Genomic DNA, 21,822 nt, shown 5'->3' on the forward strand with positions numbered 1-21,822 from the left:
GCTAAATCAGTAGTCCCCCTTAGGGATGACTCGGGGTTTCCCCTGAGTCATCGGGGGCATTGGCGGCCGCCCGCCGCGGGGATCGGGCGGGTTCCGCGTCCCGGCCGGGGCGTTGTGACTCGTATTCCACTTCTCCCCGGGTCAGTTCCATGTAGGCGTCCTCCAGGGATTCCTGCTGCGGGGTGAGTTCGGTGACCAGGATCCTGCGGGCGAGGGCGGTCTCGGCAATGGCCCGCGGCGGCAGGCCCAGGACGTCCAGCAGGCCCGGCGCGGTCCGGCGGACCTCCACGTCCGCGGAACCGAGTGCGGCCGCCAGGGCGTCGGCGTCGTCGGTGCGGACCAGTGTGCGTATCCGGCCGCCGCCGATCACCTCCTGAATGGGTGCGTCCGCCAGGATCCGGCCCCGCCCGATCACAATCAGGTGGTCAGCGGTCACTGCCATTTCGCTCATCAGGTGCGAGGAGATGAACACGGTGCGGCCCTCGGCGGCCAGGCCGCGGACCAGGTGCCGGACCCACAGCACGCCTTCCGGGTCCAGGCCGTTGACCGGTTCGTCGAAGATCAGGGTCTGGGGATCCCCCAGCAGCGCCACTGCGATGCCCAGCCGCTGCCCCATGCCCATGGAGAAGCTTCCTACGCGCCTGCGTGCCACCGGCCCCAGGCCGGCGATGTCGATAACCTCGTTGATCCGCCGGTTCGATATGCCGTGGGTGGCCGCCATGGCCCGCAAATGGTTGTACGCCGTGCGTTTGGGGTGCACCGCCCGGGCTTCCAGCAGTGCGCCGACTTCATGCAGGGGTGCCTTGTGGCTGGCGTAGGGACGGCCGTTGACGGTCACCGCGCCGGCGGTGGGGTGGTCCAGCCCCACGATCATGCGCATGGTGGTGGACTTCCCGGCACCGTTGGGGCCGAGGAATCCGGTGACCTTCCCCGGCTGGACCGTGAACGTGACGCCGTCGACGGCGGTCTTCTCACCGAACCGCTTCGCGAGATCTGCTGCCTCAATCATGGTGTCCTTTCACAGCTACCGGGAGCTGACCGAGGCGAATTTGCGCACGGACAGGGGAACGAAAACAACCAGCAGCACCAGTGATCCAATCACCACGGTAGGGATGGCGTGCTGCATCGGCCAGGTGTCCGGGACGGGAGCGGTGCCCAGATTGCCAAACAGTTCACGGGCCGCCTGTACCAGCGCGGACACCGGGTTCCAATCAGCAAAGATCCGCAGGGGTGTCGGCAGGGTGGAACTCTGCACAAAGGCATTCGAAATGAACGTGATGGGAAACAGGATGATGAAGGACGCGTTGTTGATGGTCTCCGGCGACCGCACGCTCATGCCCAGCAGGGCCATCACCCAGCTGAAGGCGTAGGAGAAGAGCAGCAGCAGGCCTACGGCCGCCAGGAAGGACGCGAAGTTTGTGTTGACCCGCCAGCCCACGAGCAGCCCGGTGCCCATCATGATGAGCATGGAAATTCCGTTCAGCGCCAGGTCGGAGTTAGTCCGTCCGATCAGCACGGCTGAGGGGCTCATGGGCAGGGTCCGGAAGCGGTCAATGATGCCTTCCTTCAAGTCCTGGGCCATGGCCGCCCCGGAAAACGTGGAACCAAAAACCACGGTCTGGGCAAAAATCCCGGCCATCAGGTACTGGGTGTAGTCCGTGCCCGCCACACTGATGGATCCGCCGTAGACCTGGCTGAACAGCAGCACAAACATGATCGGCTGCAGCACGGCAAAGACGATCATGTCCGGGGAGCGCTTGATCTTGATCAGGTTGCGCTTGGTGACGGTCCAGCCGTCGTCGACCCAGTTAAGCGCCGACGACGGTCCGCGGCCCGTCGCCGCCGGAAGACCGGTGGCGGTGGCGCTCATCGGTGCGCCCCTTCTCCGGCTTTCGCCGTTTTCCCGGTGCCGGCTCCTGCTTCGGCGGCCTCCGGGGCAGGTTCCTCCTCGGCCGGGCGGCCGGTGAGCTGGAGGAACACGTCGTCCAGGGTGGGCCGGCGGATACCGGCGTCGTGCAGGCCGATGTGCTGTTCCTGCAAATCGGCGAGGACCTGCTGCAGGGACGCCGGTCCGTTCTGGACGGCGACCTCCAGGGTCCTGCCGTCATCGGAAGTGTGCGGGGATCCCGCGCCGTGCAGGGTGAGGATGGCCCGCGCGGCACCGGCATCGTTGCCGTCAATCAGGGCCACGGCAACGCTGTGCCCGCCGATGCGCGATTTCAGCTGGTCCGAGGTGCCTTCGGCGATCACCACCCCGTGGTCGATCACCGCTACCGTGTCAGCGAGCTGGTCGGCTTCCTCCAGGTACTGGGTGGTGAGCAGCAGGGTGGTGCCGCCCGCAACCAGGTCCTTGATGACCTGCCACAGGGCCAGCCGGCTTCGCGGATCCAGTCCGGTGGTGGGTTCATCGAGGAACAGCACCCGGGGACTGTTCACCAGCGCTCCGGCCAGGTCCAGGCGCCGGCGCATGCCGCCGGAGTAGCCCTTGACGGGACGGTTGCCCGCGTCCGTCAGCTCGAACATATCGATCAGTTCCGCTGCGCGGGTACGTGCCTGTTTCGGCGTCAGGTGGTAGAGCCGGCCAACCATCCGCAGGTTCTCCTGGCCGGTGAGGTTCTCATCAACGGCAGCGTACTGCCCGGAGACACCGATGATCCGGCGGACAGCCTTCGGATCTGCCAGCACGTCAATGCCGTCAATCCGGAGGGTACCGGCGTCGGGTTTGATCAGGGTGGTGAGGACCTTCACCGCCGTGGTTTTACCGGCACCGTTGGGACCGAGCAGCGCCATCACGGTGCCTTCGGGAACCGCAATGTCCAGGCCGTCCAGGGCATGTACGGGACCGCTCTTGGACTGGTAGACCTTGGTGACCCCGTTCGCCTGGATCAGCGGAGCCCGGTCTGCGGAGGAAGGAGGCTGCAGAGAAGGGGACATGCGTCGAGAGTAGGACCGGAGGGTGCCCCGGCGCCGCCCCTTTGAGGACAATTCCGGTCCGCGGTGCTCAGGTTGTTTCGGAGACCGGCTTCCGTTCAGCAGCCGCCGGGGCAAAAACGATGGAGACGAGCATGGCCACGCCCACCACCAGCAGCGCGTTCCGCACGCCCCAGAGTTCCCCCAGGAAGCCCAGCACGGGCGGGCCGAGGAAGAACGCGGTGTAGCCGATGGTGGACACCACGGAGATGCGCGCCGGTGCGTGCGCGGGGTCCTCGCCTGCTGCGGACATGCCCATCGGGAAGCCCAGTGCCGCGCCAATCCCCCACAGCACGGCACCGGTTCCTGCCATCCAGAGGTTCGGTGCCAGCACAAAAAGCAGCAGGCCGGCCAGGGAAGCGCTCATGCAGATCCGCAGTGCCCGGACACGGCCCATGCGGTCAATCAGTTTGGCGCCGAACCAGCGGGTGAGGGTCATGGCGGCCACGAAGACGGCAAACATCACGGCACCGACGGACTCGGTGGTTCCCAGTCCGTCCACGGTGGCCTTGGCCACCCAGTCATTTGCCGCACCCTCGGTCAGGGCGGCGCCCAGCACTACGACGCCGATCAGCAGGGTCCGGCCCTCACGCCAGGCTCCAAACCGGGAGACCGGGCCCGGTGCAGCGCCGCCGGGTGCTCCCTCAGGCTGGTGCGGCAGCTGCAGGAAGTTTCGGGGGACAATCAGCACGATCACACAGACCACCGTCAGGATGGCCAGCAGGTGCAGGGACAGGGACACTCCGGCGAAGGAGAGCAGCGCGCCGATCATCGCCCCGGTAAACGAACCGGCACTGAAGGCACCGTGGAAACGCGGCATGATGTTGCGTCCGAGCCGGCGTTCAACGTCGGCGCCTTCGAGGTTCATGGCCACGTCCCACCCGGCGATGCCGACACCGAACACCAGCAGCCCGGCGCCGGTGAGCGGGATGGAGCCCAGGTAGAGTCCGGCGGCGATCGCCAGGGAGGCCGCCGACGTCGTCATGCCGCCGGCGCGCACGGTGCCTGCGGTGCCGATCCGCTGCGCCACGGAACCGGCCAGCGGCAGCGCCGCCACCGATCCGATGGCCGAGAACAGCAGCAGCAGGCCGACGCCGGCCGCGCCGATGCCCAGGTCCTGTGCCGCGGCCGGAATCCGGGCCGCCCAGCTGGCGAAGACCAGCCCGTTCAGCCCGAAACAGACGAAGACCGCGATCAGTGCTTTATTCAGGGATGATTCGTTGACTTCACGCACGGCAGTATTCTCCACTATCGAATTCCCTACTATCGAACCCGGTCAACCCGTTTTTCGTCCCACACCGGCGTCTCGGATTCATAGACCCTGCCGTCGGAGCCGAAGACCAGGAAACGGTCAAAGCTGCGGGCAAACCAGCGGTCGTGGGTGACGGCCAGGACGGTGCCTTCGAAGGCGTCAATCGCTTTTTCCAGCGCTTCGGCGGAGTGCAGGTCCAGGTTGTCGGTGGGCTCGTCCAGCAGCAGCAGGGTGGCGCCGGAGAGTTCCAGCAGGAGGATCTGCAGCCGGGCCTGCTGGCCGCCGGACAGGGATTCGTATTTTTGTTCCGAGGACGCGGCCAGGCCGTATCGGTCCAGTGCACCGGCAGCGGCTTCGCGGCCCAGCCCGGAACGGTGCTCGTCGCCGCGGTGCAGGATGTCCAGCAGGGTGCGCTCGGCCAGGTCGGGGCGCATCATGGTCTGGGCAAAGAACCCGGGCCGGATGCGGGCACCGAGTTTCACCGTGCCTTCGTGCGGAACCGGGGCGATCTCCACCTCGGACACGGGTTCGTGTTCCCGGTCCGGGTCGGTGCCGCCCAGGGCGAGCAGGCGCAGGAAGTGGGACTTGCCGGACCCGTTGGAGCCCAGCACCCCCACCCGGTCGCCGAACCAGATTTCGGTGCTGAACGGCTTCATCAGCCCGGTCAGCTCCAGCTTCTCCGCCACCACGGCGCGCTTGGCGGTCCGGCCGCCGCGCAGCCGCATCTTGACGTTCTGTTCAATCGGCAGGGCTTCGGGCGGCCCGGCTTCGAGGAATTTCGCCAGGCGGGTCTGTGCCGCCTGGTACCGGTTGGCCATATCGGAACGGAACGCGGCTTTGTTCTTGTACATGTTGACGAGTTCCTTGAGCTTGAGGTGCTCCTCGTCCCAGCGCCGCCGCAGCTCCTCGAACCGGGCATTGCGGTCCTCGCGGGCCGTCACGTAGCTGCCGAATCCGCCGCCGTGGATCCAGGCCGAGGCGCCGTTGATGCCCGGCTCCAGGGTCACGATCCGGGTGGCGGCGTTGTCCAGCAGTTCCCGGTCGTGGCTGACGAACAGCACTGATTTCCGGGACTCCGCGAGCTTGGCCTCGAGCCAGCGTTTGCCGGGTACGTCCAGGTAGTTGTCCGGTTCATCGAGCAGCAGCAGCTCGTCGGGGCCCGCGAAGAGGGCTTCCAGGACCAGGCGTTTCTGCTCGCCACCGGAAAGGGAGGCGGCCTTGCGGTATTGGGCGCGGTCGAAGGGCAGGCCCAGTGCGGCCATGGTTACCTCGTCCCAGACGGTCTCCTGCTCATAGCCGCCTACGTCGCCCCAGTCGGTAATGGCGGTGGCGTAGCGCATCTGGGTGGGCTCGTCGTCGTGCTCCATCATGGCTGTTTCGGCGGCGTCGACCTCCCGTGCCGCGGCTGCCAGGGCCGGCGGGGCGGCGGAAACGAGCAGGTCCCTCACCGTGCTGTCGTCGCGGACCTGGCCGACGAACTGGCGCATGATGCCCATGTTGCCGGACCGGGAGACGGTCCCCTCATCCGGGGCGAGGTCGCCGGAGATAATCCGCAGCAGGGTGGTCTTGCCGGTGCCGTTGGGTCCGATGAGGGCGGTCTTGTGGCCGTCCCCCACTTTGAAGCTGACACCGTTGAGCAGCTGCCTGCCGTCGGAGAGGAAGTAGTCAATGTTGGATACGTCGAGATGCGCCACGTCTCCATACTCGCATCTCCGCCTGCCCGGCCCGGGCGCACCGGCCGCCGTTCAGGGCCATGCCTGCGGGGCATACGATAAAACCATGATTTTTATTACCGTCAAATTCCTTGTTAAGCCCGAATGGACCGAACGCTGGCCGGAGCTGACCGCCGATTTCACCGCCGCAACCCGGCAGGAGCCGGGCAACCTGTGGTTCGACTGGTCCCGCAGCCTGGAGAACCCGAACGAATTCGTGCTGGTGGAAGCGTTCAAGGACGACGCCGCGGAAGCCCACGTGGGCAGCGCCCACTTCCAGCAGGCCATGAAGGACATGGTCCCGGCGCTGGTGGAAACGCCGAAGATCATCAACACGGTCATCGACGGCGAAGAGTGGTCCCGGATGGGTGAACTCACCGTCGAATAGGACTACTTTCGATCCGGTTCGTAGCCGGCACGGCGCAGCATTTTGCGCAGGTCAACCACGGTCTGCTCGCTGATGTCCTTGCCGTGCGGGACGGACAGGTAGTCGGTCTGTCCGGCCAGGGTCACCTCGTACTTGCCGTTGTGTTCCCGGGTAGTGTCCGCCACGGTCTCCAGCAGGGAGACCACGTCCTTCCACTCGATGTTGCCGCTTGAGGGATGCCGCAGGATCCTGTCCAGCGTGTCCCGGTGGTGATTGTTCAGATGCTCGGTCATGGGGAACCTCCTAGCTATTAGTTCCCCATGACCGGCACCTGAGCGCAAGGCATACGCCGTCCTACTCGAAAATAAGCTCCAGCTTGTCGCCGTCGATCTTCGCTTCGGCGAACTCGGTGAAGGTGTCGCTCTCCTCGAACGGTTCCCATTTGCCGTTTCCGCCGCGGTTGACCTCGCAGTTCAGCGTGATCTTGATGTCCGTGGCGAGGAAGCCGAAGGTCTCATCCAGGGCGGTGGTTCCGGCTACCGGATCGATGCTCGGGCCGGAGGCCAGGGACCACTTGATGTTGCGGTACCGCTCCGGGTATTGCATGTCGGGGACATTGTTCAGGCAGCCCGGGTTCACCAGCTTGGTCGATGCCAGGCAGCTGTCCAGCCAGGCCGTCATCTCCGTCTTCAGGGCCTCGTCGGCGTCGTCGCTGAGCTTAGGCCAGTAGCTGATGATCTGCTGCGGGGAATCCAGTTCCACCTCCACGGTTTCGTTCTCCCCGTAGTTGATGAACTTGCTTCCCGCGATGGGCTCAATCCTGTAGTCACCCGGAAGCACGGCAAGATCGACTGTCTGCAGTCCGCCGTCATCCTTGAACTCCGGCAGTGCCACGGTCACGCCGTTGACGGTCATTTCCTGGGGCCGGTAGGAATTCTCCGGAATATCCAGGGTCACTGACCAGTCCATCAGGTCATCCTCGATCTTCCACTTCGGGAAGAGGAGGTTCTGCCGGCCGTCCTTCACCACGCGGATGGTGTGCTCGGCGGTGGATCCGGCCCGCGTGACATCCGCGGTGACAACTCCGCCGTTGGCGCCGTCGAACCCGGTGATCCTGTATTCGGAGATGCGGTTCTCGGCCGCCTGGTACACCTCGTTGTTGATCAGGACCGTGTCCAGCCCGTCACCCGCGGGCAGCAGTTCAACGGCCTTTTCGGCATTCCCGTCCTTCAGCGCGCCGAGGTATTCCTCCACCACGCCTTCCGCACCGTACACGTTCTTCGCCAGATAGGAATATGTGGCAATTCCGGCGGCGAGCAGCAGCACCAGCACGCCGCCAAGGATGGCGAGCAGGGTGAGCTTCTTCTTTTTCTTCGGATCCATCGGCGGGCGCGGTGCGGTGCTTCCCGGCGGGTTCCAGTCTCCCCCGTTGGATCCGGGCGGCGGCGGGGCCGGCGACTGCGGCGGGCCCGGCGGCGGCGACTGCGGGTAGGCGGCCGTTCCCGTGCCGTGTCCTGTCGGCGTTCCCTGGCCTCCCGGCTGCGCTCCCTGCCCTGCAGGCGCGGCTCCGCCGAAATTCTCGTTGCTCAATGTAGTTGTCCCCCCATTAGTGTTCCCCCGGTTTATCTCTCCGGCGCGTACACCGGAAAGACAAACCTACAATTATTTGGCGAGCTGCGTCACACCGCTCCCGCGGAGGGAGACAGATCCGGGACCGGCATGCCGAAAACGTCCTTCAACGCCAGGTGGGCCGCGTGCAGACCGCCCATGCCGTGGACCCCGGGGCCGGGCGGGGTGGAGGCGGAGCTGAGGTACACGCCGGGCAGGGCCGTGCGCCAGGGAGACGGGGAAAGCACCGGGCGCCTCAGCATCTGGGTCAGCGTCACGGCGCCGCCGCCGAAATCCCCACCCACATAGTTTTCGTTGTAGCGGGCCAGATCCGCCGCCGTCGTCACCGATGAATCCACCACGACGTCGCGGAAGCCGGGCGCGAAGCGTTCAATCTGTGCGGTCACGGCCTCGGTCATATCCACGGTGGACCCGGCGGGGACATGGCAGTAGGACCAGAGGATATGGCGTCCGGCAGGGGCGCGGGTGGGATCAAAACCGCTGGGCTGGGACGCGAGCACATAGGGCCGGCGCGGGTGCCGCCCGGCCGCGACATCGGCCTCGGCAGCCGCCAGCTCGGCACGGGTACCGCCCAGGTGCAGTGTTCCGGTCCCTGCGAGTTCCGGGTTGGACCAGGGCACCGGGGCGGAGAGGATGAAGTCGACTTTGCAGGCGGCGTTGCCGTACCGGAACTGCTCCAGCGCCCGGGCGTAGCGGGCCGGCAACCGGTCACCGCCCAGTTCCAGCAGCACCGAGGGAGAAACGTCCAGGATGACTGCCTGCGAGCCGGCCACTTCGTCCAGGGAGGAGACCCTGTGGCCGGTGACAATACGCCCGCCGTGCGCCCGGATATCCTCGGCCAACGCGTCGGCAATGGCTTGCGAGCCTCCCACGGGAATGGGCCAGCCGACCGAGTGGGCCAGCGTGCCCAGCATCAGTCCGCCGCCGGCCGAGGGCAGCGAGGGCATCCGCCCCACCGGATGCGCCGCAACACCGGAGAGCAGTGCCGGAGCGGCGTCCTCCACGAACCGGCGGTTCCACAGCGGCGTGCCCTGGTCCAGGACGGCGAGGCCGAACCGGGCCATTGCGATGGGGTCCTGCGGGATGTTCAGCAGCGATCCCATCAGCAGTTCCGTGACTGCCTCGCTGCGTTCCACCAGGGGTTCCAGCAGCCGGCGGTAGGCTTCCCCGTCCCGTCCCAGTCCGTCTACCGTCCGGTCCAGGTCCTTGTAGGCCAGTGCTGCGCGGCCGCCGTCCAGCGGTGAGGCGTAGGAAACTTCCGGCACCACCAGATCGATCCGCTGCCCGAGCCCGAAGCTGCGGAAAAACGGGGAGGCGAGCGCCATCGGGTGCACCGCCGAGCAGATGTCATGCAGGTGGCCCGGTTCCATCAGCTCTTTGGTCCGGCTGCCGCCGCCCACCGTTTCGCCGGCCTCGAAAACCTCGACCGACAGCCCGGCACGTGCCAGAACCACCGCTGCGGCCAGTCCGTTGGGACCGGCTCCGACCACGCTGACGTCGCTCATTGAGGTGCCTGTCCGCCCTTCCGTCCGGTGATCGCGGCTGCACGCGCCTTGACCGACGCCGGCAGCGCACGCAGTTTCTGCGGTGCTTCCCGGCGGAGCCTGAGCGCCGCTGCTACCAGAGCGTACCGGCGCGGGTGCAGCGGAATGTCATAAGTGGTGGGAATGGTGACCACGGTCTTGGAGAAATTCCGTTTGAACGTGGTGACGTTGATCAGCCCGGGATAGTTCTCGCTGACAATGCCGGTGAGCCCGCAGGCCGTGTTGCCGGCTTCCTTGAGCACTTTGAAGGCTTCCCACAGCAGCAGATACGGGGCGTTGGTCTTACGGGCACTGTGCGAGCTGGCGGCGAAATAGTAGACCGAATAGCCGCGGTACTCGGTGGTGATCAGCCAGGACACGGGCCGGTTGTCCACGTAGGCCACCATCAGCCGCAGGTACTGGCCGAGCTCGGTCAGCAGTGTCTCGTAGAAGGTGGACTCGAAGCTGGAGAATCCGTCGCGGGCGGCGGTTTCCTGCATGATCGGGAACAGCTCCGTGCGGAAGACCTCCGCCCAGCGCTCCGGCTCGATGGTCCGCACTTCGACGCCGAGCTTCTCCGCCTTGCGGATCAGGTTGCGGGCGTTGGAACGGAAGGAGGCGAAGATGGCGTCCGTGTCCGGGGTCAGGTCCACCACGATTTCCCGTTCATACCAGCCGTGTTCCAGCGGTCCCGTGACCGGCGGCTGGGGGTGGGCCACCTGCATCCGGATGTAGAGCGGATCCACCGCCGGGTCGGCACGGAACTGTTCCTGCACCGTGGCCACCAGCCGGGCTTCGGCGTTGTGCGTGCGGGTGGTGAACCAGGTCGGTCCGTTGACCACCACCAGGGAGGGACGCAGCCGGCGGTCCGAGCGCAGGTAGCTGGCAACGGCCACCAGGGTGCCGCCGTCGTAATACGCCCAGATGCCGTAGGGAGTGCGGCCGAGTTTCCGCTCAAAATCCGCCCAGTAGGGGGTCTGCTCCAGCGGGATCACCACATCGGGATGCGCGGCGGCAAGGGCCTCGAATTCCTCGTGGGAAAGCTGCTCGGAACGGTATGGAACGGGGGTCACTGTGCTTCTTTCGACGGGGCCGCGTGCGCTTCCAAGGGTACCTGAACGCTCTTGGCGCGCCTGAGGACCCAGCGATCGGGGGCGCCGTTGAACGGGCCTCCCTGCGGATCGTCCACACCGTTGCGCCGCACCGGATCTCCCGCGGGATTGAGGATGTCGGACACCACTGCACCCATGAGATAAACCGTGGCCAGCACGTGGCCCAGGACGGCCAGCACGTAGTAGGGGGAATCGATGTTGTTCTGCGCCGCACCGCCGGAGGTTTCCCGGGCCAGGTACATCCAGATGGCCCACCAGTGCATCACTTCGAAGAACTGCCAGATGAGGAAGTCCCGCCAGCGCGGCCGCGCCAGCGCCACCAGGGGCAGGAGCCACAGGACAAACTGCGGCGAATAGACCTTGTTGGTGAGGATGAACGCGGCCACGATCAAAAAGGCCAGCTGCGCCAGGCGCGGTCGCCGTTCAGCACTCAGTGCCAGCACGGCTATGCCGGCGCAGGCCAGCGCGAACAGCAGGTAGGCCCACACATTGATGAAGGCGGCGTCCACCGTGGCTCCGCCGTAGCGTTCCACGGTCAGGTTCCAGCCAAACCAAATGGAGGAATAGCCGGCCGGCCGGTCGGAAGTGAAGCTGAGGAAGTACCGCCAGGACTCGTAGTCCCGCAGCAGGAAGGGCAGGTTGACGGCCAGCCAGGCGGCGCCGGCGGCGGCGAAGGTGAGGACGGCCGGCCGCAGGCGCAGGGTCCGCAGCGCCAGGACCAGCACTGCGCCGAGGATCAGCACGGGGTAAAGCTTCAAGGCGGTCCCCAGCCCAATCAGGATTCCTGCTGCCACCGGTTTGTTCCGGGCGAACGCCAGCATGCCCGCGGTGGCCAGCAGTACTGCCCAGATGTCCCAGTTGATAAAGACCGCAAGGACGGCTGTTGGCGCCAGGGCCACCATGGCCGCGTCCCAGGGCCGGCGGCCGGACATCCGCATGGTCAGCACAACTGTGGCAATCCAGGCACCGGTGGCCAGCAGCGCATTAACGTCGAAATACTGAAGCGAGCGCAGCGCGGTGGCGCCGTCCTCCTGCCCCGGAATCAGCAGTGCGGTGGCCCCCGCGAGCAGCCCCAGCAGAACCGGGTATTCAAAGAAGGCACCCTCCGTGAGGAAGGGGAAGACCCCCTCCCCCAGACCGCGGGTGCGGAACAGTTCGGGCCAGTCGGAATAGCAGGCCTGGTAGAAGTGGTCGGGGGTGCTCCAGCCCCCGGCGCGGCAGGGCATTTTGACCAGTACGGCGAGCAGGGCGGAGAGGGTGGTGAACAGAATCAGCACGCGCTCCACCGTAAAAAACCCCGGGGTGACGATGCCCGGCGCCGTAAAGCGTCCCAGCGGCCCGCCGATGACCTCGCTGAATTTGCGCAGGAACGGGTCATTTCGGCTGGGCGCCACTATCCGCATGGGGCGGCGCCGGGGGCTCGGATCCATGTCTCCCAGTATCCAGCAACCCCCGGCCTCCGGTCAGCACCGGCATCTGCACTGCCGCGGCGGCCGGGGCGGTCGGCTTTTCCGGAAACTACTGCGGTGCCAGGCTGCCGCCCTGGCCAAGAGTGTAGGTGCCACCGTCAAGGTAGGCATTCTCCGCGGCAGAGGGATCGTAGGTCAGTGTGTGGCCGTTGCCGGTAATATTGCTGATTTCCCTGCCGGCAATCAGGGCTCCTTCCACTGTCGTGGCGGTGGAGTCCGCCTGCAGGAGCACCCGGGAGGTGGTATCCAGGCTGATCCCCACGTTGCTCAGGGCGCCCGAGACGGTGCTGTTGGAAGTCAGGGAAACCACCAGGCTGCTGTCCGGGTCCGCCGTGAGGTTGCCGTCCAGTTCCGTTTCGGCCACGTTCACCGTCCCGGCACCCCCGCTGGTCGCCGCAATCAGCGCCTCCGAACCGGCGCTGAGCTTCGCGCCGTCACTAATGGCTACCGTTCCGGGAACGCCTTCAATCAGGACGGCGTTGCCATTCTGCCCGGTCAGGCTTCCGCCCGAGACGGTCAGGGAACCGCCGCCGGACCCGCCGGGGGTGCTGCTGTACAGGTAGGCCCCGTGGGTGGCGCCGGTGAGTTCACTGCCGGTGCTGATCAGCGTGTTCGCGCCTTCCACCACGGCGCCCTCGGCGGCACGGGACGTCCCGATCACGCCGCAGAGGGAGATGTCTCCGGTGGAATACACCGCTGCGGACAGGTCCCCGGCCGCCGTGGCCGTGGCCCGGTTGATGGTGATCTCCCCGCCGCCGCGGTCGGTGGCAATGGTGCTGGAGTGGTCCCTGGCGGTGGTCAGGGTCAGGTCCGATCCGGTTACGGCACCGCCCGCCGTTGCCTCGACGGCGTGGGCAAAGGAACCGTCGGTGTTCACGGTGGTGTTTGCCAGTTCAATCAGGGATCCGGTTCCGGTGCTGAAGACGGCGTTGGCCCCCGTTCCGGAGGTGTTCACCGTTGCATTGTTCAGGGAAAGCCGGCTGCCGTTGGAGACCAGGACTGCCGCATTGAGGCCGTCAAAGCTGGAGGAATCCACGTTCGAGGATGCCCCGCTTTTGGTGACAGTGGCGTTGGCGACGGCGGAGGTTCCGCCGTCGGCACGCGTCAGGGCTGAGGAATCAGGATCGGAGGCGGTGAAGGTTCCACCCGCGGGATTATCGGTGGGAACGGTTGCGGAGAGCGGCGGGCATTGGGCTGCCGACCCGGCGCCGGCAGAGGATTCGGACGCAGCGGGGCTGGTGGCTGACGGGCCGCCGCTGCCCTGGTTCTCCGGGGACGGCGAGCTGCAGCCCGCGGTTGCCAGCAGCCCGGCCAGGGCCGTGGCGACAAGGCTGCGGATGGGCAGTCGGGGCCTGTGTGCCCGGGTGCCGCGTACCTGAATACCGCGGGGAAACACTGCCTTCCGGAAAGCGGACATCTTCGACTCCCTTGGTCGGGGCGCGCCCGTGGCAGGGGCGGGGTGTCGTTCGCGTTTCCAGTGTAGGCTTGCGGCCGCCCCTGTACTCCCCCTGGGGCCCATATGCGATTGAGTTCGGCATCGGGCCAAAGATGTGAGTGCCAGCACGTAGACTATGGGGGTTGTCTGCGCCGGGCGCGCAGCGTTCAACATTTCTTCAAAGGAGAACCGTGTCCGAGAACCCCATCCGGGTGGCAATTGTCGGTGTTGGAAACTGCGCAGCTTCGCTGGTGCAGGGTGTCCAGTACTACCGAAACGCCGACCCCAACGAGATTGTCCCTGGCCTGATGCACGTGAAGTTCGGCGACTACCACGTCAATGACGTGCAGTTCGTGGCGGCTTTCGACGTCGACAGCAAGAAGGTCGGCCTGGATCTGGCCGATGCCATTGGCGCCAGCGAGAACAACACCATCAAGATTGCCGACGTTCCGGAAACCGGCATCACGGTGCAGCGCGGACACACCCTTGACGGGCTGGGGAAGTACTACCGGGAGACCATTGTCGAGTCCGACGCCGCTCCGGTGGACATTGTCGCCGCACTGAAGGACAACGCCGTTGACGTAATGGTCTGCTACCTTCCGGTCGGATCGGAACAGGCTGCCAAGTTCTACGCCCAGTGCGCCATTGACGCCGGCGTGGCCTTCGTCAACGCCTTGCCCGTCTTCATTGCCGGCACCAAGGAATGGGCGGACAAGTTCACCGCTGCAGGTGTTCCCATTGTCGGTGATGACATCAAGAGCCAGATCGGCGCCACCATCACGCACCGCGTGATGGCCAAGCTGTTCGAGGACCGCGGCGTCGTGCTGGACCGCACCTACCAGCTCAACGTCGGCGGCAACATGGACTTCAAGAACATGCTGGAACGCGAACGGCTGGAATCGAAGAAGATCTCCAAGACCCAGGCGGTCACCTCCAATACCTCCGCGGACCTCAAGGCGGATGACGTGCACATCGGCCCGTCGGACTACGTCGCCTGGCTGGATGACCGCAAGTGGGCCTTCGTGCGCCTCGAAGGCCGCAACTTCGGCGACGCCCCGGTCTCGCTGGAATACAAGCTTGAGGTCTGGGATTCCCCCAACTCCGCCGGTGTCATCATTGATGCCGTCCGTGCCGCGAAGATCGCCCTGGACCGCGGTGTGGGCGGACCCATCCTCTCGGCGTCGAGCTACTTCATGAAGTCCCCGCCCGAGCAGTACAACGACGATATTGCCAAGGAAAAGGTGGAGCAGTTCATCCGCGGCGAGGTCGAACGCTAAGTCGAACGCTAAACACGCTTTCGCAGAACGCCCCCGGGTGCCGGTCTTGTCGGTCCGGGGGCGTTGCTGTGTCCGCGGCGAAGGGGTTCAGATAAGGCCCGAGGGTGTGCCGTCCGCGTCAACCTTCATGTTCAGGGCCGCCGGTGCCTTCGGGAGTCCGGGCATGGTCATGACCGCCCCGGTCAGCGCCACGACAAAGCCGGCGCCGGTTTTGATGGACAGGTCCCGGACATGGATGGTGAAACCGGACGGTGCGCCGAGGGCCGTTGCGTCGTCGGAGAACGAGTACTGCGTCTTGGCCATGCACACCGGAAGGTGCTCCAGGCCGCGGGCGGCAATCTCATCCAGCCGGCGCCGGGCCGGCAGCGCAAATTCGACGTCCGCCGCACCGTAAATGTCCCGGGCAACTGTGCGGATCTTCTCCGCTACGGGCAGCTCGTCCGGATACAGGAACCGGAAGTCGACGGGCCGGCCGAGGGCTTCCAGTACCGTTGCAGCCAGCTCATCCCCGCCCGGCCCGCCGCCGCCGTTCGCCCAGACGTCAGCGACCGCGGCACCCACTCCTTCGGTGGCGCACCATTCTCGCAGCCAGTGCAGTTCCGCCTCAGTATCGGTGGCGAAGCGGTTCACTGCGACCACCGGATTAATGCCGAACCGGCGGATGTTTTCCAGATGCCGCCGCAGGTTGGCCGTGCCGGCCTCCAGCGCGGGCAGGTTCTCCTCCGCCAGTTGTTCCCGCGGCAGTCCTCCGTGCATTTTCAGTGCGCGTACGGTGGCAACCACCACCACCGCATCCGGGGCGACGTCGGCCACCCGGGACTTGATATCCAAATACTTCTCCGCCCCCAGGTCCGCTCCAAAGCCCGCTTCGGTCACCACAATGTCGGCGAGCCTGCGGGCGGTGCGGGTGGCTATGACGGAGTTGCAGCCGTGCGCGATATTGGCGAAGGGTCCGCCATGGACCAGCGCGGGCGTCCCGGCCAGGGTCTGTACAAGGTTTGGTTTCAGGGCGTCACGCAGCAGCAGCGTCATGGCTCCCTCGGCGCCCAGGTCCGCCACCGTCACCGGCCGGCGGTCATAGGTATAACCCACGGTGATCCGCGCCAGGCGTTCGGTGAGGTCGGTGAGGTCACGGGCCAGGCAGAAGACGGCCATCACCTCCGAGGCAACCGTGATGTCGAAGCCGTCCTGCCGCGGCACTCCCTGCGCGGGGCCGCCCAGGCCAATGACGATCTCCCGCAGGGCGCGGTCATTCATGTCCAGGACGCGTTTGATGGTGATCCGCCGAGGGTCCAGCCCCAGGGGATTGCCCTGGAAAATCGAGTTGTCCACCAGGGCGGCCAGCGCATTGTTGGCCGAGGTGATGGCATGGAAGTCGCCGGTGAAGTGCAGGTTGATGTCCTCCATGGGCACCACCTGGGAGTACCCGCCGCCGGTGGCTCCGCCCTTCATGCCGAGGACCGGACCCATGGACGGTTCCCGCAGGGCGATAAAGACGTTTTTGCCGGCGCGCTGCAGGGCGTCGGCCAGGCCGACAGTGACGGTGGATTTCCCTTCCCCGGCCGGGGTGGGGCTCATCGCCGTCACCAGCACCACCCGCCCCGGAACCCGGTTCCCCGGCAGCAGCGCCGGGTCCACCTTGGCCTTGTAACGGCCGAAGAGCTCCAACGCGTCCTCGGGAATGCCGGCCGCTGCGGCCACCTCGGCAACGGGCAGGAGCCGGGCCGACCGGGAAATTTCCAGGTCCGATGGAACATTGGTGCGCATATGCCGCGTTTCCTTCCGCTGCGCCGGCAACGGATCGCGTTGGCGGCGGGTCATTGGATGGAAGCCAAGCTATCAGCCGGGCAGGCGTGACGCGCCCTTACCGGCTATTTCCGGACCGACCGGCTGGCGAACTGGTCAGCTGCCTCACGGTAGCTCTCTGCGGTGAGCATCGCTGTGCGGCGCCAGCCAAAGGCCTGCGCGTGTGCGGCCGCTCCTTCACCGAGGGCACGACGGCGCTCGGTCCCGTCGTAGAGGGCCTCGAGTTCCTCTGCCCAGCGTCCGGGGGCGTGTCCGTTGACCAGCACGCCGCTGCGTCCGTGCCGCACCGCCTTGGGCAGGCCGCCCACGTTGGCGGCCAGCACGGGCGTGCCGCAGGCCTGGGCTTCCAGGGCCACGAGGCCGAAGGACTCGCTGAAGGAGGGTACCGCCACCACGTCTGCGGAGCGGAACCAGTCCGCCAGCTGATGCGGTTGCACGGGGGGCCGCAGCGAGACGGTGTCCTGGAGCCCGAGACTGCGGATCAGCGGAGCCAGGTCAAGGACCTGCGAGCCGCTGCCTGCACCCAGGATGCTCACCCGCAGGGGAATGTCCGGGCGCCGGCGCCGCAGTTCGGCAGCAGCCTCCACCAGGACCTGCGGGCCCTTCATCCGCTGGATCCGGCCGGCAAACACCACGTGGAACACCCCGGGCAGGAATCCCCTGCCGGCCTGCACGCCCGGCCTGCCGCGGGGCGAGAACACGTTCAGGTCCACTCCCGGTGCCACTACGTCAACGGTCCGCGGATCCGCGCCGTACAGGGTTTCCAGCTCGGCGGCTTCGGTGCTTGTGTTGGCGATAAGCCGGGTGGCACCCCGGACTATTTGCTGCTCGCCGTCGATACGGATCTGCGGCTCGGGGGACTCCCCCGGCTGGGCCTGGAGATTCTTGACCCGCGCCATGGTGTGCATGGTGTGCACCAGCGGCAGGTCCCACTGCCGGGCCACGGCCAGGCCGGCTGTGCCGGAAACCCAGTAGTGCGAATGGACAACGTCGAAGCCCCCTTCCAGGAGGAAGGGCTGCGCCTCGGCAACGGCAGTGGCCAGGTCCAGGAAGGGCAGTTGTTCCTTGGGTACCCTGCGAACCGGGCCGGCAGGCACGTGCCGGACCTTCACACCCGGTGCCAGCTGCACATCGGCGCGCTGTTCCGGATCCGTGGCGCGGGTAAAAATCTCCACTTCGGTGCCCGAGCGGGCCAGTTCAAGGGCCACTGAACGGACGTAGACGTTCATGCCCCCGGCATCGCCGGAGCCGGGCTGCTCCAGCGGGGAGGTATGAAGGGAGAGCATGGCCACACGTTTGACCTGGGGCACTTTGCTCCCTTCCATCCTGAAATCTTCTCTATCGACTTTATAACGCCGCGGGCTTCAGCTTTGTTTCCTGTCGGCTAAAACACGTCCGCCGGGCACCTGCAGGTGCCCGGCGGTGCCGGTGCCCGAGCGGATCGGATGGCGATGCACTCCGCCTACTTCGCGGAGTGGAAGTAGTGCAGCAGCAGGTGCCCCTGTTCCCCGCGCAGCGCCGCGTCCAGCCGTGCGTCGTGGACCGCGCTGGAACGCAGGTAGGAACTGTGCAGGCGCTTCAGCATTGAATACACCTCCTTCAGCGGGTGATGTCGGACGGGCGGATGTTCTGCCGGGAGGGTCACAGCCCGTGGTTCAGGCAGCAGGCCGGCATGCGAGGTGGACGTGAAACTGGTTTCGGGCATGGCTGTACTGGGCAAGGGATATTCAGGCACTGGATTCTCCAAAAGGGGAGCCCAAAATGGGCAGGGGAAATAAGGAAAAGGAAATGTCGGAAAAGAGACAGGAGAAAGCCGGAAAGGCGTCGACTATTTACGTCAGGGCGATTTGCGGGAATACATCCCGACCAGGACGCGATGATGCCTTCAGGAAAAGGCCTGCCTATTGACCGCGACGCCCGGTGCCTGGCTTCTCCGTGCAGAGCAGCCGGGGGGCAGGAAGCGGGGGTGGCCGGAAGCTGGAGCTATCCGGTGCGGGCCGCGCAGTGAGGGGTAAGGCGGCGGCGCTTAGGCGGACACAGCCGGCCAGTGGCCAGCAATAGACCGGTGCGCGGCGTAGAGCCGTCCGGAAAGAACCGAGGACGGTGCCCACGGAGCCCGGAACCGCGGCCGGAGGTTATGACCGGCAACGCCGAAGCCGCCATTAATGTTCATATTCATAACTCTCCACCTCCTGTTCGCGGTGACCTGGATACTTCGGGTCTCTTAAGGGTTTACGGTTCTGCCTGGGGCGGGCTGCAAAAGTGCCCGCAAAAGAAAGGTACAACAGTTTTCCCGGCCCTGCCAAGTACTTTTTAATAATTCTTTGGAATTATTTCTTAAACCGGGGCGGGCGGGCCGGGAGAACCTGCAGGTCAGAGGTTCCAGCCGACTACGGCAGGGGTGTGCTTGTCCCAGCCGAGGGTGCAGACGGCAGCGGTGCTGAGGGCAAAGTGGCGGCCGAATTCCGGAGGCAGTCCCAGCCAGCGGGCGGCCAGGATGCGCAGGAAGTGCCCGTGTGCCACCAACAGGACCTTTTCCACCGGGGTGGCTTCCGGATTCCGGTCCATCTCGGTTCCGGAGCCGGCCTGGACGGCGGAAATGATGCGGTCCGCGCGCTCGGCCACCTGGGCCAGGGATTCGCCGTTGGGCACCCCGTCCTTCCAGATCAGGTAGCCCGGGTTCTCTTCGCGCACCTGCCGGCTGTTGCGGCCCTCATTGTCGCCGTAATCCCACTCGTGGGCGTGGGGAACAATCTCCGCGTCCGGGTAGCCCACCAGTTCCGCGGTCCGCCGGGCGCGGATCAGAGGTGAGGTGAGGACCCGGTCAAAACTCACGGGTCCGATCTTCTCCAGCGCAGCCCTGGCCTGGGCTTCGCCTTCGGGCGTCAGTGGAATATCCGTCAGTCCGGTGTAGTTGCCCTCACGGCTCCACTCGGTTTCTCCGTGCCGCAGGAGCCATAGGCGGGGCAGCCGGGTCCCGGACGGGGTCAGGTCCGGTACTGCCGGTCCGAAGTTGTCCCCGTTGCTCATTTATTTGTCCTTCGCGTTTGTACCTGATCCATCCTGCCCCCGCAGGCTTTCTTTTTCCGTTGTATCAGGTGACAGGCCAGTATCCTGCATTGAGCTCTCCGGTTGTGCGGACCACCACGTCCGGAGCAGCTCGGCGGCTTCCGCCTCACTGCGCGGCCCGTTTTCCATCCGTTCCTCCAGGAGGAACCGGTAGGCGCGGCCCACCACGGGCCCGGGACTCACGTTCAGCAGCGCCATGATGGCCTCCCCGTCCAGGTCCGGACGGATGGCAGCAAGTTCTTCCTGTTCAGCGAGCGCGGCAATCCGCTGCTCAAGGTCGTCATAGGCGAACGCCAGCCGTTCGGCCTTGCGCCGGTTCCGGGTGGTGACGTCGGAACGGGTCAACCGGTGCAGGCGCTCCAGCAGCGGCCCGGCGTCGTTGACGTATCGGCGCACTGCGGAGTCGGTCCAGCCGGCGTCGCCATACCCGTAGAAACGCATGTGCAGTTCCACCAGCCGGGCCACCGACTTAATGGTGTCGTTGTCGAACCTCAGCGCCTTCATCCGTTTGGCTGTGAGCTTGGCGCCCACGGCGTCGTGGTGCAGGAAGCTCACGGAACCGGACGGTTCAAAGCGCCGCGTGGACGGCTTTCCCACGTCATGCATCAGTGCGGCAAAGCGCAGCACAAAGTCCGGGCCGGGCACTGCGCCGTCGGCATCCGTTTCCAGTTCGCAGGCCTGGCGCAGGACGGTCAGGGAGTGCTGGTAGACATCCTTGTGCCGGTGGTGCTCATCGATCTCCAGTTTCAATGCCGCCACCTCGGGCAGCACATGCTCGGCCAGGCCGCTCTCCACCAGCAGGTCCACACCGGTCCACGGTGCCTTGCCGTTGATCAGTTTGGTCAGTTCGTCGCGCACCCGTTCCGCGGAGATGATGCCAATCCGGCCGGCCATGTCCCGCATGGCCTCAAATACCTCCGGTGCCACCTGTACCTGCAGCTGCGAGGCAAAGCGTGCCGCCCGCATCATCCGCAGCGGATCATCGGAGAACGACGTCGACGGCGCACCCGGCGTCCGGACCATGCCGGCGTGCAGGTCCCGGGCTCCCCCGAAGGGGTCCACCAGTTCCATGGACGGCAGCCGCAGCGCCATGGCGTTCATGGTGAAATCCCGGCGGAACAGATCGTCTTCAAGTTTGTCGCCGAACGCGACGGCGGGTTTGCGGGAGGACGGATCATAGGCGTCGGCCCGGTAGGTGGTGATCTCCACCTGGAACCCGCCCTTGCGCATGCCAATGGTGCCGAATTCGCGGCCGATTTCCCAGAAGGTGTCAGCCCAGCCCCTGATGATCCGGATGATGTCATCCGGTCGGGCGTTGGTGGTGAAATCCAGGTCCGGGGAAACCCGGCCCAGGAACAGGTCCCGCACGGGTCCGCCGACGAGGGAAAGCTCATAGCCGGCGTCCTCGAAACGGGTGCCCAGCTCCGGGATAACGCCGGGCAGCGGGGACTTTAAAGCAGAACTATCAAAAAGGTGCGCCATAGTGCTTTAAGCGTGCCAGATAAAACGGCGGGGACCGACAAGGGCACCGGGTTCCCGGGCGGACACGCCGAGGGTTCCCGCTTCCTCTCCGGCAGCCTGCCCAACAGTCATCATCCCCGGGGAAAGATCGTTACAGTGGGAGTATGGCCCATCCCGTACCGAGCGCCCCCAAGCGGACCCCATTGACTGCGTCAATGGGTGGCCTCGGTGCGCATTCGGTACATGCTCCCCTGCCCACGGTCGAAGAGGTCTCCGCCGGCGGCATCGTGGTGGACACCGCCGATGAACAGCTGCCCGTGGCCATCATTGCCCGGCTGAACCGCGGCGGACGGCTGGAGTGGTGCCTGCCCAAGGGACATCCCGAAAACGATGAGGACAACCCGGCGGCTGCCATCCGGGAAATCGCCGAGGAAACCGGCATCGATGGCCGGATCCTTGCTGCACTGGGCAGCATTGACTACTGGTTCACCGTCAGCGGGCACCGGGTGCACAAGACCGTGCACCACTACCTCCTTGAGGCCTGCGGCGGACACCTGACCATCGAAAACGATCCGGACCATGAAGCCGTGGACGTTGCCTGGGTTCCGCTGGCGGAACTGGGCCGCAGGCTTTCCTTCCCCAATGAGCGCCGCATCGCGGACCTCGCCCGGGAGATCCTGCCCCGCCACCTCTGAACCCCGCCGGTTCGGGCGGGCCGGTTAAGGCAATCCGGACCGGAA

General features: G+C 66.0%; 19 protein-coding genes. 3 read left to right on the forward strand and 16 right to left on the reverse strand.

The features are described from left to right. Positions 1-19: 19 nt before the first annotated feature. From AC5RVB_RS02085 to AC5RVB_RS02105, 5 genes are all read right to left on the reverse strand, one after another. Entirely contained in the window at positions 20-1,009 is a 990-nt protein-coding gene (locus AC5RVB_RS02085; RefSeq protein ID WP_227903088.1) for an ABC transporter ATP-binding protein, read from the reverse strand. 15 nt (positions 1,010-1,024) lie between these two features. Further along, complete coding sequence (locus AC5RVB_RS02090) at positions 1,025-1,870, reverse strand: ABC transporter permease (RefSeq protein ID WP_227903089.1); 846 nt, start codon at positions 1,868-1,870, stop codon at positions 1,025-1,027. Then, positions 1,867-2,934, reverse strand: coding sequence for an ATP-binding cassette domain-containing protein (locus AC5RVB_RS02095; RefSeq protein ID WP_227928155.1), 1,068 nt, complete (start codon positions 2,932-2,934; stop codon positions 1,867-1,869). The genes AC5RVB_RS02090 and AC5RVB_RS02095 overlap by 4 nt, the downstream gene beginning before the upstream one ends. Before the next feature lie 67 nt (positions 2,935-3,001). Further along, on the reverse strand, positions 3,002-4,219 hold the full coding sequence (locus AC5RVB_RS02100) for an MFS transporter (protein WP_494141831.1): 1,218 nt from the start codon (positions 4,217-4,219) through the stop codon (positions 3,002-3,004). 14 nt (positions 4,220-4,233) lie between these two features. Beyond that, complete coding sequence (locus tag AC5RVB_RS02105) at positions 4,234-5,916, reverse strand: ABC-F family ATP-binding cassette domain-containing protein (RefSeq protein ID WP_494141832.1); 1,683 nt, start codon at positions 5,914-5,916, stop codon at positions 4,234-4,236. A gap of 85 nt (positions 5,917-6,001) precedes the next feature. Between AC5RVB_RS02105 and AC5RVB_RS02110 the strand changes: the two genes are divergently transcribed. Then, on the forward strand, positions 6,002-6,322 hold the full coding sequence (locus AC5RVB_RS02110; protein ID WP_227903093.1) for a putative quinol monooxygenase: 321 nt from the start codon (positions 6,002-6,004) through the stop codon (positions 6,320-6,322). Positions 6,323-6,324: 2 nt separating this feature from the next. Here the strand turns inward: AC5RVB_RS02110 and AC5RVB_RS02115 are convergent, their stop codons facing one another. From AC5RVB_RS02115 to AC5RVB_RS02140, 6 genes are all read right to left on the reverse strand, one after another. Beyond that, complete coding sequence (locus AC5RVB_RS02115; protein WP_227903094.1) at positions 6,325-6,594, reverse strand: hypothetical protein; 270 nt, start codon at positions 6,592-6,594, stop codon at positions 6,325-6,327. A 61-nt stretch (positions 6,595-6,655) separates the two neighbouring features. Then, positions 6,656-7,891 (reverse strand): hypothetical protein, encoded by a 1,236-nt coding sequence (locus AC5RVB_RS02120; RefSeq protein ID WP_494141833.1) that lies wholly within the window; start codon positions 7,889-7,891, stop codon positions 6,656-6,658. Positions 7,892-7,980: 89 nt separating this feature from the next. Then, the gene (locus AC5RVB_RS02125; protein ID WP_494141834.1) at positions 7,981-9,435 is read right to left on the reverse strand and encodes a phytoene desaturase family protein; all 1,455 of its coding nucleotides are present in this window, start codon (positions 9,433-9,435) and stop codon (positions 7,981-7,983) included. Next, positions 9,432-10,526 (reverse strand): lipid II:glycine glycyltransferase FemX, encoded by a 1,095-nt coding sequence (locus tag AC5RVB_RS02130; RefSeq protein ID WP_494141835.1) that lies wholly within the window; start codon positions 10,524-10,526, stop codon positions 9,432-9,434. Before AC5RVB_RS02130 ends, AC5RVB_RS02125 begins: the two co-directional genes overlap by 4 nt. Next, a complete protein-coding gene (locus AC5RVB_RS02135) occupies positions 10,523-11,995 on the reverse strand; it encodes a glycosyltransferase family 87 protein (protein WP_494141836.1) in 1,473 nt (490 codons plus the stop codon). Before AC5RVB_RS02135 ends, AC5RVB_RS02130 begins: the two co-directional genes overlap by 4 nt. Before the next feature lie 88 nt (positions 11,996-12,083). Continuing rightward, entirely contained in the window at positions 12,084-13,451 is a 1,368-nt protein-coding gene (locus AC5RVB_RS02140; RefSeq protein ID WP_494141837.1) for a hypothetical protein, read from the reverse strand. A 209-nt stretch (positions 13,452-13,660) separates the two neighbouring features. On the opposite strand from AC5RVB_RS02140, the gene AC5RVB_RS02145 reads away from it, so the two are divergent. Further along, the gene (locus AC5RVB_RS02145) at positions 13,661-14,746 is read left to right on the forward strand and encodes an inositol-3-phosphate synthase (protein ID WP_227903100.1); all 1,086 of its coding nucleotides are present in this window, start codon (positions 13,661-13,663) and stop codon (positions 14,744-14,746) included. 87 nt (positions 14,747-14,833) lie between these two features. Here the strand turns inward: AC5RVB_RS02145 and AC5RVB_RS02150 are convergent, their stop codons facing one another. The 5 genes from AC5RVB_RS02150 to AC5RVB_RS02170 form a co-directional block, all read right to left on the reverse strand. Then, a complete protein-coding gene (locus AC5RVB_RS02150) occupies positions 14,834-16,513 on the reverse strand; it encodes a formate--tetrahydrofolate ligase (protein WP_494141838.1) in 1,680 nt (559 codons plus the stop codon). A gap of 104 nt (positions 16,514-16,617) precedes the next feature. Then, complete coding sequence (gene mshA / locus AC5RVB_RS02155; protein WP_227903253.1) at positions 16,618-17,862, reverse strand: D-inositol-3-phosphate glycosyltransferase; 1,245 nt, start codon at positions 17,860-17,862, stop codon at positions 16,618-16,620. Positions 17,863-18,014: 152 nt separating this feature from the next. Beyond that, complete coding sequence (locus AC5RVB_RS02160) at positions 18,015-18,137, reverse strand: hypothetical protein (protein ID WP_494141839.1); 123 nt, start codon at positions 18,135-18,137, stop codon at positions 18,015-18,017. Between the two features lie 788 nt (positions 18,138-18,925). Then, positions 18,926-19,582 (reverse strand): histidine phosphatase family protein, encoded by a 657-nt coding sequence (locus tag AC5RVB_RS02165; RefSeq protein ID WP_227903103.1) that lies wholly within the window; start codon positions 19,580-19,582, stop codon positions 18,926-18,928. Then, positions 19,583-21,103 (reverse strand): CCA tRNA nucleotidyltransferase, encoded by a 1,521-nt coding sequence (locus AC5RVB_RS02170; protein WP_227903104.1) that lies wholly within the window; start codon positions 21,101-21,103, stop codon positions 19,583-19,585. 194 nt (positions 21,104-21,297) lie between these two features. On the opposite strand from AC5RVB_RS02170, the gene AC5RVB_RS02175 reads away from it, so the two are divergent. Further along, positions 21,298-21,777 (forward strand): NUDIX hydrolase, encoded by a 480-nt coding sequence (locus tag AC5RVB_RS02175; protein WP_227903254.1) that lies wholly within the window; start codon positions 21,298-21,300, stop codon positions 21,775-21,777. The last annotated feature ends 45 nt before the right edge of the window (positions 21,778-21,822 follow it).

This window comes from Arthrobacter sp. Y3225209, from assembly GCF_059090685.1.